This window comes from Paenacidovorax caeni (assembly GCF_001298675.1).
GTDB lineage: Bacteria > Pseudomonadota > Gammaproteobacteria > Burkholderiales > Burkholderiaceae_C > Paenacidovorax > Paenacidovorax caeni.
Genome location: NZ_CYIG01000008.1, coordinates 36,880 through 52,104 on the forward strand (window position 1 = coordinate 36,880; position 15,225 = coordinate 52,104).

The 15,225-nt window shown below is 62.6% G+C and carries 14 protein-coding genes and 1 riboswitch; of the genes, 10 read left to right on the top strand and 4 right to left on the bottom strand.

Going from position 1 to position 15,225, the window contains the following annotated elements; all coding sequences use genetic code 11:
- Positions 1–35: 35 nt before the first annotated feature.
- Positions 36–275 carry a hypothetical protein gene (locus BN2503_RS05540; protein ID WP_054255657.1) on the top strand — a complete coding sequence of 80 codons (240 nt, stop codon included), beginning with the start codon at positions 36–38 and terminating at the stop codon, positions 273–275.
- A 448-nt stretch (positions 276–723) separates the two neighbouring features.
- On the opposite strand, the gene BN2503_RS19930 is transcribed toward BN2503_RS05540, so the two are convergent.
- Entirely contained in the window at positions 724–1,644 is a 921-nt protein-coding gene (locus tag BN2503_RS19930) for a c-type cytochrome (RefSeq protein ID WP_139235387.1), read from the bottom strand.
- A 440-nt stretch (positions 1,645–2,084) separates the two neighbouring features.
- On the opposite strand from BN2503_RS19930, the gene BN2503_RS05545 reads away from it, so the two are divergent.
- The 3 genes from BN2503_RS05545 (at position 2,085) to BN2503_RS05555 (ending at position 5,430) form a co-directional block, all read left to right on the top strand.
- The gene (locus BN2503_RS05545; protein WP_054255658.1) at positions 2,085–3,359 is read left to right on the top strand and encodes a purine-cytosine permease family protein; all 1,275 of its coding nucleotides are present in this window, start codon (positions 2,085–2,087) and stop codon (positions 3,357–3,359) included.
- Between the two features lie 137 nt (positions 3,360–3,496).
- Complete coding sequence (locus BN2503_RS05550; RefSeq protein ID WP_074930197.1) at positions 3,497–3,802, top strand: PepSY domain-containing protein; 306 nt, start codon at positions 3,497–3,499, stop codon at positions 3,800–3,802.
- A gap of 170 nt (positions 3,803–3,972) precedes the next feature.
- Entirely contained in the window at positions 3,973–5,430 is a 1,458-nt protein-coding gene (locus tag BN2503_RS05555) for a DASS family sodium-coupled anion symporter (protein ID WP_054255660.1), read from the top strand.
- A 120-nt stretch (positions 5,431–5,550) separates the two neighbouring features.
- Here the strand turns inward: BN2503_RS05555 and BN2503_RS05560 are convergent, their stop codons facing one another.
- Together BN2503_RS05560 and thiD are read right to left on the bottom strand one after the other, a co-directional pair.
- Positions 5,551–6,771, bottom strand: coding sequence for an acyltransferase family protein (locus tag BN2503_RS05560; RefSeq protein ID WP_082366504.1), 1,221 nt, complete (start codon positions 6,769–6,771; stop codon positions 5,551–5,553).
- 101 nt (positions 6,772–6,872) lie between these two features.
- Complete coding sequence (gene thiD, locus BN2503_RS05565; protein WP_054255662.1) at positions 6,873–7,721, bottom strand: bifunctional hydroxymethylpyrimidine kinase/phosphomethylpyrimidine kinase; 849 nt, start codon at positions 7,719–7,721, stop codon at positions 6,873–6,875.
- A gap of 52 nt (positions 7,722–7,773) precedes the next feature.
- Positions 7,774–7,876, top strand: a riboswitch (TPP riboswitch).
- A gap of 64 nt (positions 7,877–7,940) precedes the next feature.
- On the opposite strand from thiD, the gene BN2503_RS05570 reads away from it, so the two are divergent.
- The 4 genes from BN2503_RS05570 (at position 7,941) to BN2503_RS05585 (ending at position 11,029) form a co-directional block, all read left to right on the top strand.
- On the top strand, positions 7,941–9,038 hold the full coding sequence (locus tag BN2503_RS05570; RefSeq protein WP_054255663.1) for an FAD-dependent oxidoreductase: 1,098 nt from the start codon (positions 7,941–7,943) through the stop codon (positions 9,036–9,038).
- A complete protein-coding gene (gene thiS, locus BN2503_RS05575; protein WP_054255664.1) occupies positions 9,035–9,232 on the top strand; it encodes a sulfur carrier protein ThiS in 198 nt (65 codons plus the stop codon). The genes BN2503_RS05570 and thiS overlap by 4 nt, the downstream gene beginning before the upstream one ends.
- Positions 9,233–9,302: 70 nt before the next feature.
- Entirely contained in the window at positions 9,303–10,115 is an 813-nt protein-coding gene (locus BN2503_RS05580) for a thiazole synthase (protein ID WP_054255665.1), read from the top strand.
- A gap of 5 nt (positions 10,116–10,120) precedes the next feature.
- Complete coding sequence (locus BN2503_RS05585; RefSeq protein ID WP_054255710.1) at positions 10,121–11,029, top strand: thiamine phosphate synthase; 909 nt, start codon at positions 10,121–10,123, stop codon at positions 11,027–11,029.
- A gap of 15 nt (positions 11,030–11,044) precedes the next feature.
- On the opposite strand, the gene BN2503_RS05590 is transcribed toward BN2503_RS05585, so the two are convergent.
- A complete protein-coding gene (locus BN2503_RS05590; RefSeq protein WP_074930193.1) occupies positions 11,045–13,174 on the bottom strand; it encodes a tetratricopeptide repeat protein in 2,130 nt (709 codons plus the stop codon).
- A 200-nt stretch (positions 13,175–13,374) separates the two neighbouring features.
- Here BN2503_RS05590 and BN2503_RS05595 point away from each other — a divergent pair, with 200 nt between their 5' ends.
- Together BN2503_RS05595 and BN2503_RS05600 are read left to right on the top strand one after the other, a co-directional pair.
- Entirely contained in the window at positions 13,375–14,094 is a 720-nt protein-coding gene (locus BN2503_RS05595) for a Crp/Fnr family transcriptional regulator (RefSeq protein WP_054255666.1), read from the top strand.
- Between the two features lie 27 nt (positions 14,095–14,121).
- Positions 14,122–15,204, top strand: coding sequence for a phosphotransferase (locus BN2503_RS05600; RefSeq protein WP_054255667.1), 1,083 nt, complete (start codon positions 14,122–14,124; stop codon positions 15,202–15,204).
- The last annotated feature ends 21 nt before the right edge of the window (positions 15,205–15,225 follow it).

Genomic DNA, 15,225 nt, shown 5'->3' on the forward strand with positions numbered 1-15,225 from the left:
GCGTCGGCCTGCTGACCGCGTGAAGGGACCACAACATGATTGGCGACCTCCCACATGCGGCCATCTCCGGCATCATCAGCGCTGTCTCCCACGAAGGCCTGAGCATTCTTGTCAACGGCAAGCCAGCCCGCCTGGCGATCATTGATGAGGCAGGCCAGGTGGTGGCCGCCGGCGACGAAGTAGCGAAAGAGGCAGAGGCTGTCGCGGTCAACAGCTACCGCAACTTTCTCAAGGGCCAGGGCTTCCTGCGCGTGCTGAGCAAGCCGATCGCATAACCCCACACCACACCAAACAAATCCAGTGCAGGCTTTCTTCGCCTCGCTAGAGTGCGCACGCACCGCCCCACCCACCAGGCGGCGAGAATTGCTGAGGGTGTCCTGCGCTATGTAGCGCGATGCCGAGATCACACCCCTTAAACCTGAAATGCCTGTTCTTCTCACGCCCGAGATAGATTCAGCACCAAGGTTGCGCTCTTTTGATTGGATGCCAAGTCCATACCCGTGCCGGCGAAAGCAAGCAGCTTCTTTCGTCAGGGGCGAATTAAGTCGCCAAGAATCTCAGCGATCGGCCAAGAGCCGCCGTCTGCAGTAAAAGAATGCATTCCACCAATAGGTGCTGAGCCACGAAGACGGAGGGCGCTGCAGGAGTGCCTGCTGGTAGTAGCTTCCGCACAAGCGATCGCGTAAAAATTCCTGCCCCAGATGAGTATATCACCGGGGCGTCTTATTTCCCAATATGGCGCCTGATCGCTTTTTCGTTGGTTCGCGCCCAGTTTTGGAATGCATGTACATATTGGATATGATTCATTTCAACGCATTCAGCCTTCTTGTAGTTGTCGCGAGCTGCCTCCACACTCGATGCAGGAGCTCTGTTTTTTATATTGAAATTCAACTGATCTCTATAAGATCGAGTTGCATAAGAATAATTCGTATTATAAGATATTTGCATTTTTGCAGACAAACCATTACTCGTTACCGCATTTAATTGAATGAAATAGGTATTAATAAAATCCGGTTTCAATGCGTGAAAAAATCCTTCCAATCGCTCTGTAAATCCATCAATCCCCACCGAACGGCATGGACCACCAAAAGCCTCTACAATCCAACCACTAGGCCCAGCCGATGAAGATCTAGACGGCTTAAAATCAAACCCATCTGCCGTTCCAACAAAATCAGCATCATCCACTCTCGTGTTGGATGGTTTGGGTTGGTGTAATTGATTTTTCTCGACCGATTTTTCTGTTTGCAATTGAGGTTTAGGCAAGCCAAGCAATCCAGCAGCTATAAATCTAGCCTCCTCGATTGAGACATGATTTTGTGGACTCATGCCTGTAGGCCCCCAAATCCCTGAACTGCCATTTGTTATGCGCTGGGCCACAGATTCCAACGAGCTGGCAGCAATAGAGCGGTACTTCATTCCAATCGATTGAAATGTTGGTCCACCAACTATTGTCCCATTGTGGCAACTCAAACAATTTTTTGATCTAAGAAGTTCCTCATTCGCATAAGATATACCGCTAAATGAGCAGAAAAAAATGCCAATGAACAAGGTATTTATTATTATAGTTGTGATCTTGGATTTTGTTATTGTATTTTTAAAAAAAGAAAATTCACGGTTCTTGAAAATTTCATAAATACAAAACACAGCTCTCTCCTTCTTACAAAAATATTTATGACACTCTAACAATCATGAAATTGATGCTAACAGCAGTAGATGACATGATGAATCTCCCTGGGTTTCGTGAAGGCTGATTGGTTTAAGCTAAGCCCCCACCTAAGCGCTCTGACTGGTGACTTACCAACAATAGTTGGTCTCAACTGGCGGCGTGAACCGGATCAACCCTAACAACCTGTGATGCTTGAACCAAGACGGACTCCGCGCGCTGCCCGTTAACTAGAATTTGGCTAAATCGCTGGGTGTGTCCTGCAAAAAATCCTTGCTGGAAAACCCTTCGAACCTGTTGCCTGCTTCGTTTTACTTTGCAGGCTTGAGACCATCCTCGCGCAGGGAAGCCCGTCCGCCATGCCACGCCAGCACCGCGCGTGGCCGGAACCTTCCTTGTGCCGCACCGCCAAGGAGTCCGCATGAGCACCCCCACCCCGTCCGCCAACGAGGCGTTGACCCCTGTCGCCAGCGACCAGCGCGTCTTCCGCTGGCACGACCATGCCTCGCTGTGGTTCAGCCTGGGCGTGGGCCTGCTGGTGATGCAGGTGGGCGCCTACCTCATGCCCGCGCTGGGCACGCAGGAGGCCGTGCTCGCCATCGTGGCGGGCTCCCTCCTCGGCGCCGGGCTGCTGGGCTGGGTGGCAAAAATTGGCTGCGACAGCGGGCTGGCCAGCGCGGGGCTGATGCACGCGGTGTATGGCCGCACGTTCGCGCGGCTGCCCATAGCTCTGAACATCGTCCAGCTCATCGGCTGGGGCACCTTCGAGCTGGTGGTGATGCGCGACGCCAGCGTGGCCATCGGGCGGCAAGCGGGCGCCATGCAGGCCGGCTGGTGGCCGGTGGCAGCCACCCTGCTGTGGGGCGGTGTGGTCGTCCTGCTCATCAGCGGCTCCATGGTGCAACTGGTGCGCCGCATCATCGCGCGCGTGGCACTGCCACTGGTGGTGCTGTCGCTGCTGTGGCTGTACTGGCAGTTCATTGGGCTGGCCCAGGCCCAAGGACTGGCTGCACTGTGGCAGCGCCAGGGCGAAGGCGGCATGGGCGTGATGCCTGCGCTCGACCTGGTGATCGCCATGCCCATTTCTTGGCTGCCGCTGGTGGCCGACTACGCGCGCCACGGCCGCAGTGGCGTCGGCGCGCTGCGCGGTGCCTGGGCGGGCTATGCAGTGGCCAACATCTGGTGCTACACGCTGGGCGTGCTGGTGGCGCTGACGCTGCCCAGCCAGGACCTGGTGACCGCGCTGCTGCTGGCGCAGGGCGGGCTCATTGCGCTGTCGCTCATTCTCATTGACGAAGTGGACAACGCCTACGGCGACGTGTACTCCGGCGCGGTCTCCAGCCACAGCCTGTGGCCGCGCTGGGGCGTGCGCCAGTGGGGCCTGGGGGTTGCCGTGGCGTGCACACTCGGGGCACTGGTGCTGCCCATGCACAGCCTGGAGCCCTTTTTGCTGCTGCTCAGCTCAGTGTTCGTGCCGCTGTTTGGCGTCATCCTGGGGCGCCTGGCGTGGGGCGCCAACGCCGCCGCACTGCTGGCCCGCGCGCGCCGGGCGCATGCCGTGCCGATCGCCATCTGGCTGGCGGGCATCGCCTGCTACCACCTGCTGCCCCGCTTGGCCCCGGCCCTGGGCTCGGCCCTGCCCACCCTGGTGCTGAGCTTTGCCCTGGCCTGGGCCACGCGCCCCAGCACCCGGTAGAAACACGTTTGCCCGCCTGGAACGCCAGCACCAGGCGCTGCAGGCAGCGTTCATGTCCCATTCAGTTGCGCTGGGTACAGTGCCTTGGCATGACCCCACACACAATGAGACACCACACGCCCGCCTGGCTGCTCACCATGGCATTCCTTGCTGGGGCCAGCCCCGTAGCCTGGGCCAGCGCCCCCCAAGAAAAGGTGTTTTGCACCGATGCCCCCCGCACGCAATGGATCCCGGAAGCCGAAGCACGCGAACGGTTTGGGGCATCGCGGTATGTCCTGGTGAAGTACAAGGTATCGAAGGGCAACTGCCACGAGTTTTACGCTGTGGATGCGCAGGGCACAGTGGTCGAGACTTACATGCACCCGGTCACAGGAGAAACAGTGCGGACCACGCGCATTCCCGCTTCCGCGTCCCCAGCCACGCCGCCGCGTGCCCCGCAATAAGCACCAGCGCCATCCTGCGCATCGCCAAAAGCTGGCGCGCTTTATCTTTGAAACCACGGGTTTACCCTTACTCCGTGTGTGAGAATCACCTGCAGAGTTGATGCGCTTGGCATGCGCCAAGCGGCAGGTTCCCACACACGCCACACCACGTGGTTCTTCAAGGAGAAAGCATGGGCTTCAAACCACTTCCCACCGCCATCGCGGTGGCCCTGGGGCTGATCATCGGCTTCGTGATTCCGGTGCCCGCGGGCGTCACGCCCGATGCCTGGCATCTTCTGGGACTGTTCGTGGGCACCATCGCCGCCATCATCGGCAAGGCGCTGCCCATTGGGGCGCTGTCCATCATCGCCATTGCGCTGGTGGCCGTGACGGGCGTGACCAACGACAAAGCCGCTGGCGCCATCAACGATGCCCTGAGCAGCTTTTCCAACTCGCTGATCTGGCTGATCGGTGTGTCGATCATGATTTCTCGCGGCATTATCAAAACCGGGCTGGGCGCGCGCATCGGCTACCTGTTTATTGCCGTATGGGGCAAGAAGACCATCGGCATTGCCTATTCACTGGCGCTGTCGGAGCTGATCCTGGCGCCGGTCACGCCCAGCAACACGGCGCGCGGCGGCGGCATCATCCACCCCATCATGCGAGCCATCGCAGGCAGCTACGGCTCCGACCCTGAAAAGGGCACGCAGGGGCGCATGGGCCGCTACCTGGCACTGACCAACTACCACGCCAACCCGATCACCTCGGCCATGTTCATCACCGCCACCGCGCCCAACCCGCTGGTGGTCAAACTGATTGCCGACGTGACGGGCGCGCAAATCAGCCTGAGCTGGGGCACCTGGGCACTGGCCATGCTGTTGCCAGGGCTGGTCGCACTGGCGGTGATGCCGCTCATCATCTACATGCTGCACCCGCCAGAAATCAAAAGCACGCCCAACGCCATGCAGTTCGCGCGCGAGAAGCTCAAGGAGCTGGGCCCGATCAGCCGTGGCGAGATCACGATGTTCGGTGTTTTCGCGGTGCTGCTGGTGCTGTGGGCCGGCGTTCCGACCTTTCTCTTCGGCCCCAGCGCGGCAGTGGACCCAACCACGACAGCCTTCATTGGCCTGTCACTGTGCCTGGTCACCGGGGTGCTGACCTGGGAAGACGTCATCAAGGAAAAGAGCGCCTGGGACACCATCGTCTGGTTCGGCGCGCTGGTGATGATGGCCACCTTTCTCAACAAGCTCGGCCTGATTACCTGGTTTGCCAAGAGCATCGAAACCGGTATTGGCCACATGGGCCTGAGCTGGGTGACCGCCAGCGCGCTGCTGATGCTGACCTACCTGTACGCGCACTACATGTTCGCCAGCACCACCGCCCACATCACCGCCATGTTCGCTGCGTTCTACGGCGCCGGCCTGGCCCTGGGCGCCCCCCCGCTGCCTTTCGCGCTGATGATGGCCGCGGCCTCCAACATCATGATGACGCTGACCCACTACGCCACGGGCACCTCACCCGTCATCTTTGGTTCCGGCTACACCACACTGGGCGAATGGTGGAAGACCGGCTTCATCATGAGCCTGGCGCTCCTGGCCATCTGGCTGGTGGTGGGGGGCGTGTGGTGGAAGGTGCTGGGTTATTGGTGAGTTGGTGGCGGCCGGTGCGCCCAATCGCGTGATTCTCACTCCATCCAACAGGGGCACAGCGAGGGCTGCCCCTGTTGCTTGCACCTACTCATTGATACTTTCATGCCGATGCCCGACGCATCACAGAGGCATGCTATTGATTCTTCTCGTAAACCTATCTCTTACCCTAGAAATGGGAAGCTCGAATCTATAGAAAACAACCGAAGAAACCGCATAGACAACAAAAAGCCAGAAGAATACAAAAAACCAAACCTCTACCACACCAGAGCGAGTGTCAATGTTGAAAAAATGCCGGATTAAGAACAACAATGGCATATGAGATAGATAAATCGTATAAGAATAAAGGCTTATTTTTTCAACGAATTTCCCGAAATAATTTTCCACAAATGCATGCACCGGCATTTTCGTCAACCATGGCAAGATCATGGCTGTACCAACGGAAAGCAAAGTAATAGAAATGCAATTGACAACCCTGGAAAAAAGACCCTGCCCCCAGGCTCCAGGATCCAGCAAAATCCACAAAAAATACATTCCAAGCAGCGTTGCAGCAACTCCCAGAATAGCGAGCAACCTAGAATATTTATCCCAAAAATCCTTGTACCAATTGTTCACTATCGCAGCAAGAACCCCCCAGCCTGTTGCGTCCAAATGGTAAAGCGTAACGCGGCGAATCTCCAGATCCCACTCCCACACATCAAGCACGGGCGGATAAATAAAACGTGCGCAGGCTGGCAAGACGATCAAAACACCGGCCGTCAGCAAAAAGCAATGCCTATTCTCCATCTTCTTTGCCAAAAAGAACAAACCAATAATTATTGGCATAAGAAAATAAAACCACTCATCGAGCGCAAGCGACCATGACTCGCCAAAAAAATTATCCGAGACATCGCCACTAAAAAGGTTCTGAGAAAATACTAAAAACTCCCATGTAAACCAGCCCTTCTCAATCCCAAAGGCCACTAGAAGCCAATTAACCACCAAAAATAAATAATATGACGGCAACGTTCTAAACCAGCGCCGCATCCAGAAATCTTTACTACATTGCCACCATGAATCGCTTTTTGAAAAGCTCCTGATCATGATGGTACCAATCAGGAAACCACTCAAAACAAAAAGCCATTCAATCGATATGACAGACTGCAGGCTAATCTTCGCAAGGACGCCCTCCCACGCAGAGGTCTCGGTGTAAATAAAGAAATTAATGAATGCATGATTCGCCAGGACGATAAAAATCGCCATGGTCCGCAAATAATCAAGCCCAGCATTTCTCGCAACCCTGCCCGCCTTGGATTCTTTAATTTGATTCATATCCCCGCATGCTTCAACAATCACACCCGGCATTCATGCTTCACAAAAAACAGAACGCATAACCAAGAAGCAACATGTCTCCATGTTCATAGCTTCTAGCGTTTCCACAGAAAGCGCCGGAAGCCCAAAACACCTCACACCGATAAAACCACCTGCGCCACCGGCGCATAGCCATGGTTGAGCGGCCCATGCCCGTGCCCCGTGCGCACGGCGGCGCCAGCCTCGATGGCCCCCAGAATGTAGGCGCGCGCGCGCGCCACGGCCTCGGGCAGCGCGTGGCCCAGCGCCAGGTGCGCAGCAATGGCCGACGACAACGTGCAGCCGGTGCCATGCCCGTTGTGCGTGGCGATACGCGCCGACCCAAAGCGGGTGAGGCGGCCATCGGGCAAGGCCAGTACGTCCACCACCTCGTCCCCCGGCAAGTGCCCCCCCTTGAGCAGTGCGGCGCGTGCGCCCAGCGCCAGCAGGCCACGCGCCGCATCATCCAGCGCCGCGATACCGCCAATGGGCTGGCCCAGCAGCAGTGCCGCCTCGTCCAGGTTGGGCGTGACCACCTCGGCCAGCGGGAACAGATCGCGCACCAGCACGGCCACGGTTTCCTGGGCAATCAGGCGGTCACCGCTGGTGGCCACCATCACCGGGTCGAGCACCACGTGCGGCAGTTGGTGGCGGCGGATGGCGTCGGCCACCACCTGCACCACTTCGGGCGAGGCCAGCATGCCGATCTTCACGGCGTCAACACCGATGTCCTCAACCACGGCGTCGATCTGCGCACGCAGCATGTCGGGCGGTATGCCGTGGATGCCGCGCACACCCTGCGTGTTCTGCGCCGTGATGGCCGTAATCGCGGTCATGCCGTAGCAGCCCAGCGCGCTGAAGGTCTTGAGATCGGCCTGGATGCCGGCGCCGCCACCGCTGTCGGAGCCGGCGATGGAAAGCACGCGCGCATAGCGCGGCAGCGAAGTCGGTTTTTCTTGCGTCATGGCAAAAATTATCGACGGTAAGGACTCTCGCGCCGTGCTGTAATTTGCGCCACGGACGAAACAGGGGTGTCCCGGCTGCACAGGCTGGCGACTGAGAAAGACCCTCGGCACCCGATCCAGGTCATGCTGGCGTGGGGAGTTTTCACCAGTACAGCGCTGCCATGGCACGCCCGCGTTTTGTCCCTTTGCCTGACTCTTCGGACTGCGGACACCAACGCCATGCATACCCTCGCTGCCTCCTCCTCCATCACCCTCCTCGGCGCCGGCCTGCTGGGCCGCCTGCTGGCCACCAGCCTGGCACGCCAGGGCCACCGCGTGCAAATTTTTGAAGCCGGCGGCCCCGAAGGCGTGGGCTCCGCCGCGTACGTGGCGGCCGCCATGCTGGCACCCCTGGCCGAATCGGCCGTGACCGAGCCTGGCGTGGTGCGCATGGGCCAGCACGCGCTGGAACGCTGGCCCGCGTTGCTCGCCCAGTTGCCTGCGCCGGTGTACTTCCAGCGCAACGGCACGCTGATCGTCTGGCACCGCCAGGACACGCCCGACGCGCTGCGCCTGCGCGGCCTGCTGGAGCGCACCCAGACCCTGCTCCCCACCCTGCCCCACATGCAGACGCTCGACGCCGAGGGCCTGGCACAGGCCGAACCCGCGCTGGCGCACCGCTTCGGCCAGGGCCTGCTGCTGCCCGGCGAAGGCCAGCTCGACAACCGCCAGCTGCTGGCCGCGCTGGAGCAGGACATGCAGCAACTGGGCGTGCAGGTGCACTGGCACAGCCCGCGCGAGGTGAGCGACTTTCGCCCTGGCGAGGCCGGCCAGCCCGACTGGGTGCTGGACTGCCGCGGTCTGGGTGCGCGCACGCAGTGGAGTGCCCTGCGCGGCGTGCGGGGCGAGGTGCTGCGCATCCATGCGCCCGAGGTCACGCTGGTACGCCCCACGCGCCTGGTGCACCCGCGCTATTCGATCTACATTGCGCCCAAAGAAAACCACCTGTTTGTCATCGGTGCCACCGAGATCGAGTCTGACGACCGCTCGCCCATGAGCGTGCGCTCGGCGCTGGAGCTGCTCAGCGCCGTCTACACCGTGCACAGTGGCTTCGCCGAGGGGCGCATCCTGGAAATGAACACACAATGCCGCCCCACCCTGCCGGACAACCTGCCTGCCATCCGCATGCCGCAGCCACGGGTCATGGAAATCAACGGCATGTACCGCCACGGCTTCATGATCGCCCCGGCACTGCACGACGTGGCACTGGAGCTGCTGGAGCAGGGACAATCGGCCCTCGCCCCGCAATTCGACCTGTCTCTGCAATACACCGCATGAACGTCATCATCAACCAGCAAGCCACCACGCTGCCCGCACACGCCACGGTGCAGGATGCGCTCGCCACCCTCTCCGCACGCCCGCCCTTCGCGGTCGCCGTGAACACACGCTTCGTACCCAACACGCAGTACGCCAGCCACACGCTGCACGAGGGCGACCGCATGGAAGTGATCGCCCCCGTGACCGGCGGCTGAAATTTCAAGTCAAATTGGCCTCCAGCGCTTACCAGGAAAGCGCTAGCAGCTATCAAAACCATAGAAAGCCATGAACCCGCTCACCCCGCCAACCGACCCGCTGATCCTCTACGGGCACACCTTCACCAGCCGCCTGCTGCTGGGCACTGCCCGCTATCCCTCGCCCGCCGTGCTTGAAGCCGCCGTGCAGTGCGCACGCCCGGCCATGGTCACGGCCTCGCTGCGCCGCCAGGGCATCAACGCCACGAACGCTGGCGAGAGCTTCTGGGAGCTGCTCAAGCGCCTGAACGTGCCCGTGCTGCCCAACACCGCAGGCTGCCACAGCGTGCAAGAGGCCGTGACCACGGCGCAAATGGCGCGTGAGGTGTTCGGCACGCCCTGGATCAAGCTCGAGGTCATCGGCGACGACTACACCCTGCAGCCCGACACGCTGAATCTGGTGGAGGCTGCCTCGCTGCTCATCAAGGACGGCTTCCTGGTGCTGCCCTACACCACCGACGACCTGGTGCTGTGCCAGCGCCTGGTGGACGTGGGCTGCCAGGCCGTCATGCCCTGGGCCGCCCCCATTGGTACCGGCCGCGGCCCACAAAACCCCTACGCGCTGCAAACGCTGCGCGAGCGCCTGCCGGTGCCGCTGCTGGTCGATGCCGGCCTGGGCCTGCCCTCGCACGCCTGCCAAGTGATGGAGTGGGGCTTCGATGGGGTACTGCTCAACACTGCCGTGGCCTTGTCGCAAGACCCCGTGGCCATGGCCAGCGCCTTTGCCAACGCCGTGGCCGCCGGCCGCGCCGCACACCGCGCCGGTGCCATGGCGCCGCAGCAAGCCGCGCAGCCCAGCACCCCGGTGCTCGGCACGCCCTTCTGGCACCACGACAAGGCATGAGCAGCATGCCCTCTCTCTCCGACTGGCGTGCCGGCGCGCAGGCCATCACCGCCGCGCATGGCGCGCGCTTTGCCGATTTCCCCGCACAGCCTGCGCCTGCGCCCACAAGCGATGACCCGGTGTACCGCGCTGCCCTGGCGGCTTGCAGCCAACTGGGCTTCATCGGCATCGACGCCGAATGCCTGGCACAGGCCTGGATGCGCCAAAGCCAGCGCCTGGGCGCTTTCGATGCCACGCTGTGGCCCTGCAACCCGCAAGACTTTGGCGTACAGGCGCGTGCCGAGCGCGCGGGCTTTCCTGCCTGCCCGCAGCGGCTGGGCCTGTATGCCGTGCTGCCCGACGCGGCGTGGGTCGGTCGCATGGCGCGTGCGGGCGTACCCACGGTGCAACTGCGCTTCAAGCATGAGGATCCGGCCGCCATTGCCCGGGAGGTGCGCGCTGCCGTGGCAGCCGTGCAGGGCACGCAGGCACTGCTGTTCATCAATGACCACTGGCGCGATGCCATGGCCGCAGGCGCCTACGGCGTGCACCTCGGGCAGGAAGACCTGGACGCCCTGGCGCCTGAGGAACTGGCACAGCTGCGCGCTTCGGGACTGCGCCTGGGCGTGAGCACGCATGGCTACGCCGAGATGCTGCGCGCTGATGCCGTGGCGCCGAGCTACATCGCGCTGGGCGCCGTGTTCCCCACCACGCTGAAGAAAATGGCCACGGTGCCTCAAGGCGTAGCCCGTCTGGGCGGTTATGTGCAATTGATGCAGGGCTATCCGCTGGTGGCCATCGGCGGCATCGGTGCCGCGCAGTTTCCCGAAATCCTGGCCACCGGCGTGGGCTCAATCGCAGTGGTGCGTGCCCTGGTGCAGGCGCCCCACCCAGAGCAGGCCGCCGCAGCGCTGCTGCAGCACATGCAAGGCTGAGCCAGCCCGCTGCCGTTACGGTTTCGGCGGCCGCTCTTCGAGCTCGAAGCGCAGCTCGTACTTGTCGTCAAAGCCAAAACCCACCGCTTGCCCGGGCGCGGGCGGCGGCGTCACCGGCAACGCCGGCTGCCCAGCCCCTGCGTCGATCGTGGGTGGTTCGGTCAGATCGAGGTCCAGCAGCGACTCGGGCGGTGACGGTTCGGCCGGCGCCACGTCACGCGGCGCCAGGGTCAGGTCGTCGATCATGAAATCCAGCGGATCCAGCGCCAGCTTCTCCGGCGGCTGGGTCGACACGCGCCCCCAGTCGGGCTCCGCAGGCTGGACTTCGGGCAACACCGGCGCTGCGGGCGAACCCAGCGGCGTGGTGCGCTTGCGCGGCGGCGGCTCGCCTCGGGCGCTGGCCGGGGTGGTCTGCGCAATAGCGAGCAGCAACAGCAAATCGTCATAGGCCGCCAGGTCGAAGCGCGCTGCCGTGCCCGCACCGCCGCCTTCCTTCAGGAACAGGTAGCCTTCCAGCAGTGCCAGCACCGAAGGCGAAGTCCATTGCGCCTCAATCTCGGCCAGTTCGTCGGTGTAGAACTCCAGCCCCTTGCCCTGTGTGCGGAACTGCGAGAACGCCGGCAGGTCGGCGTTGAAATGGCGCATGAATTGCGTGCGCAGCTGTGCAAAATCGTCTGCTCGGCCCAACTGGTGGTACAGGCGCAGCAACTCCAGGTAACTGAACGGCGACGTCTCGCCACGGTCGGCGATATGCTGCTTCAGCACCTCGATGGCCTGGTCGTGCTCGCCCACGGAGACGAAAAACTCGGCCTGCTGCAGGATGTCGAACAACTCCTCGGGGTTGACGATCTGCAGCCCCTGCAGCGCGCTGGCCGGGGCCACAGCAGGCACGGGCTCCGGGGCAGGCTCGAAGGCGTATGCCTCGGCGGTGGCGGGCTCCAACGGCAGCGTGGAGGGCGCGAGCTGCTCCGTCACTGGCATGCTGTGCACTTCGTCCTTCTCCAGCCAGGGGCTTGGAGGCTCGGGAGTGGCAGGCCGCGTCGGCACCGGGGCCTTATCGAGCGCCACCACATGGGCTACCGAGTCGTGCCAGGAACGCACGGCGTCACTTTCCTGGCGACGTATACGCACCCAGAGCCAGCCCAGCAACCCGGACAGCAGCGCCAGCGCGCTACCCAGGCCGTACACCACGGTGGCGGAATAGCGGCCGCTTTCCTCCTGCGCCAGGCGCTCGCGCAGGAGGGCGGCATCCTGGCGCTCGCGCGCTGCCTGTGCCTTCATGCTGGCGATTTCTGCCTCCAGCGCGCGCACACGCTCCTGCCACGGTGCATCAGCCCCCTCTGCCTGCTGTGGGTCGGCACTGAGCGCCTTCCACAGCGCTGCGGCCTTGGCACGCTCTTCGTCCGTCGTCGGAGGCAACGCCGTGATCTCAGGGGTCAGCCGCAATGCGGCGGCCGGCGACTCGGCCAACAGCTGTTCCAGCGACTCCATCACCAGACGCGGACGCGGGGCGGGCTGCGAAGGCACCACCGCCGGCTTAGGCTGAACCTTGGGCTGGGGCTGGGGCTTGGGCTTGGGCTTAGGTTTAGCCGGGGCTGGCTGCACCTGCTGCAATGCACTTGACTCCGGTGCCTTGCGCGCCACAGGCTCCACCTCGGGCCGCACCGCAGGAAGTACCTGCGGCGCTACGGGGCGCGGTGCCACGGCGGCACGGTTGGCCGGAGCCGCTGCCAGACGCCCAATATCCACGGGATCACCGCCCCTGGGCGACGTGTTGGGCAGCTCGGCCAGAAATGTGTAGGTGCGCGAAACACGCCCCATGCAGCCTGCCGTGATGGTGGCCGTGAGCACCGGCTCGCGGGCAATGGTGAACGCCTGCACGCGCACAGCCGAGGAATGCCCCGCGACTTCGGGCAACGGCACGACGCGCACCTGGGAAGGACTGATCGGAACGTCCCCCGACACCAGCTGCGCAGAAATGCAGGAAGAGGCCAGATCCACACCCGGGTCGGGCTGCACCTCGAAGGTCAAGTCAATGGGAGAGCCCAGCACCACAACGCTGCGGCTGTTGCCAAGCGAAAGCGCTGCAGCGCTCAGCGCAACTGCATACAGGCTGGCCCCAATGATGACGTCACTTTTTTTCACAGCGGTTGCATTTATTGAAATCTGATTCTGGCATACAAAGCCAGGGGCTGCTGCCGGATAACACGGCGGGGGCAACGCCTTTTCGCCCTTTCACCCGCCACGGACGCGCACACCTGGGTGCACCAGACACGCACGCGACTCCACGCCCTCGTCCCTGACGCGACAATCCAGCGGCACTGTAGTCACCCAAAAGACAGACCATGGACGACCCCATTCTTACCATCGAAGAACGAGAGGCGATCAACTCCGGTCGCTGGTTTTCAACCCTTTCCCCATCGCTGCGGCACGACATTCTCCGATGCGCTTACGTCAAACGCTTCAAGGACGGCACACTGATCTGTGCACGTGGCGATCCACCCGAGGAGTGGATCGCCTGTGCCAAGGGCGCCGTGCGCGTGAGCTCAACCTCGATTTCGGGCAAGCAGATCACGCTGACCTACGTGGAGCCGGGCATCTGGTTCGGCGACGTGGCGATGTTCGACGGCGACCGGCGCACGCACGATGGCTATGCCCACGGCGACACCACGGTGCTGTGCGTGTCCAAAGCCGACTTCCACAAAATCCTGGCCCAGCACGTGGAGCTGTACGAAGCGCTGCTGCGCCTGCATGCGCGTCGCATCCGCCAGCTCTACGGCCTGGTGGAAGACCTCAACACCCTGCCGCTGCGCGCGCGCCTGGCCAAGCAACTGCTGCACCTGGTGCGCAGTTACGGCGTCCCCAGCCTGGCGAACTACGGCGAGGTGCGCATTGGCCTGCAACTGGCGCAGGAAGAGCTGGCGCAGTTGCTGGGCGCATCGCGCCAGCGTGTGAACCAGGAACTCAAGTCCATGGAGCGCGAGGAAGCCATCCGCATCGAGACCGGCGGCCTGGTCGTGCGCAAGCGCGACGCGCTGATGCGCATCGCCGAGTCCGACACCTAACCCCTTTTTATTCCCAGTGAACCCTGCATGAGCAACTTCGACCATTTCGTGGGCACGCGCCCCGTTTCCGAACAGCACGCCTTCGACGCGGGGGCGCTGAGCGCCTGGCTGCAGCAGCACCTGCCCGGCTTCACCGGCCCGCTCACCGTGGAGATGTTCAAGGGCGGCCAGTCCAACCCCACCTACAAACTGGTCACACCGGGGCAAAGCTACGTCATGCGCGCCAAGCCCGGCCCGGTGGCCAAGCTGCTGCCCTCGGCGCACGCCATCGAGCGCGAGTACGCCGTGATGCGCGGCCTGGCTGGCACCGACGTGCCCGTGCCGCGCATGCTGGCGCTGTGCGAGGACGAATCGGTCATTGGCCGCGCGTTCTACATCATGGAGTTCATGCAGGGCCGCGTACTCTGGGACCAGAGCCTGCCCGGCATGACGCCGGCCGAGCGCGCCGCCATCTACGACGAGATGAACCGCGTCATTGCGGCGCTGCACAGCGTGAAGTTCGCCGAACGCGGCCTGGCAGGCTACGGCAAGCCCGGCAACTACTTCGAGCGCCAGATCGGCCGCTGGAGCAAGCAGTACCAAGCCTCCATCACCCAGCCCATCCCCGAGATGGACCAGCTGATGCAATGGCTGCCCGCCCACATGCCCGCCAGCGCCAAGGACGAGAGCCGCGTGGCCATCGTGCACGGCGACTACCGGCTCGACAACCTGATGTTCCACCCCACCGAGCCGCGCGTCATCGCTGTGCTCGACTGGGAGCTGTCCACACTGGGCCACCCGCTGGCCGACTTTGCTTACCACTGCATGAGCTGGCACATCCCGGCCGCGCTGGGCCGCGGCATCGCCGGGCTGGACCTGGTGGCGCTGGGCATCCCCTCGGAGCAGGACTACATCCAGCGCTATTGCGAGCACACCGGCACCGCGGACGTGGCCGCGCTGCACGCCGACTGGAACTTTTACATGGCCTACAACATGTTCCGCATCGCGGCCATCCTGCAGGGCATCGCCAAGCGCGTGGAAGACGGCACCGCCGCCAGCGCCCAGGCCAAGGCGGCGGGCGCCACGGCCCGCCCCATGGCCGAACTGGCCTGGTCCTTCGCGCAGCGCTGAGCATCCACCCACCCCTAGTTT

Excerpts from the sequence above, each read along its gene's own strand:
- BN2503_RS05570 (WP_054255663.1), top strand. The coding sequence starts at position 7,941 with ATGCATACCCTCGCTGCCTCCTCCTCCATCACCCTCCTCGGCGCCGGC.
- BN2503_RS05595 (WP_054255666.1), top strand. The coding sequence starts at position 13,375 with ATGGACGACCCCATTCTTACCATCGAAGAACGAGAGGCGATCAACTCC.
- BN2503_RS05600 (WP_054255667.1), top strand. The coding sequence starts at position 14,122 with ATGAGCAACTTCGACCATTTCGTGGGCACGCGCCCCGTTTCCGAACAG.
- BN2503_RS05545 (WP_054255658.1), top strand. The coding sequence starts at position 2,085 with ATGAGCACCCCCACCCCGTCCGCCAACGAGGCGTTGACCCCTGTCGCC.
- thiS (WP_054255664.1), top strand. The coding sequence starts at position 9,035 with ATGAACGTCATCATCAACCAGCAAGCCACCACGCTGCCCGCACACGCC.
- BN2503_RS05560 (WP_082366504.1), bottom strand. The coding sequence starts at position 6,771 with ATGCCGGGTGTGATTGTTGAAGCATGCGGGGATATGAATCAAATTAAA.
- thiD (WP_054255662.1), bottom strand. The coding sequence starts at position 7,721 with ATGACGCAAGAAAAACCGACTTCGCTGCCGCGCTATGCGCGCGTGCTT.
- BN2503_RS05555 (WP_054255660.1), top strand. The coding sequence starts at position 3,973 with ATGGGCTTCAAACCACTTCCCACCGCCATCGCGGTGGCCCTGGGGCTG.
- BN2503_RS05550 (WP_074930197.1), top strand. The coding sequence starts at position 3,497 with ATGGCATTCCTTGCTGGGGCCAGCCCCGTAGCCTGGGCCAGCGCCCCC.
- BN2503_RS05540 (WP_054255657.1), top strand. The coding sequence starts at position 36 with ATGATTGGCGACCTCCCACATGCGGCCATCTCCGGCATCATCAGCGCT.
- BN2503_RS05585 (WP_054255710.1), top strand. The coding sequence starts at position 10,121 with ATGCCCTCTCTCTCCGACTGGCGTGCCGGCGCGCAGGCCATCACCGCC.
- BN2503_RS05580 (WP_054255665.1), top strand. The coding sequence starts at position 9,303 with ATGAACCCGCTCACCCCGCCAACCGACCCGCTGATCCTCTACGGGCAC.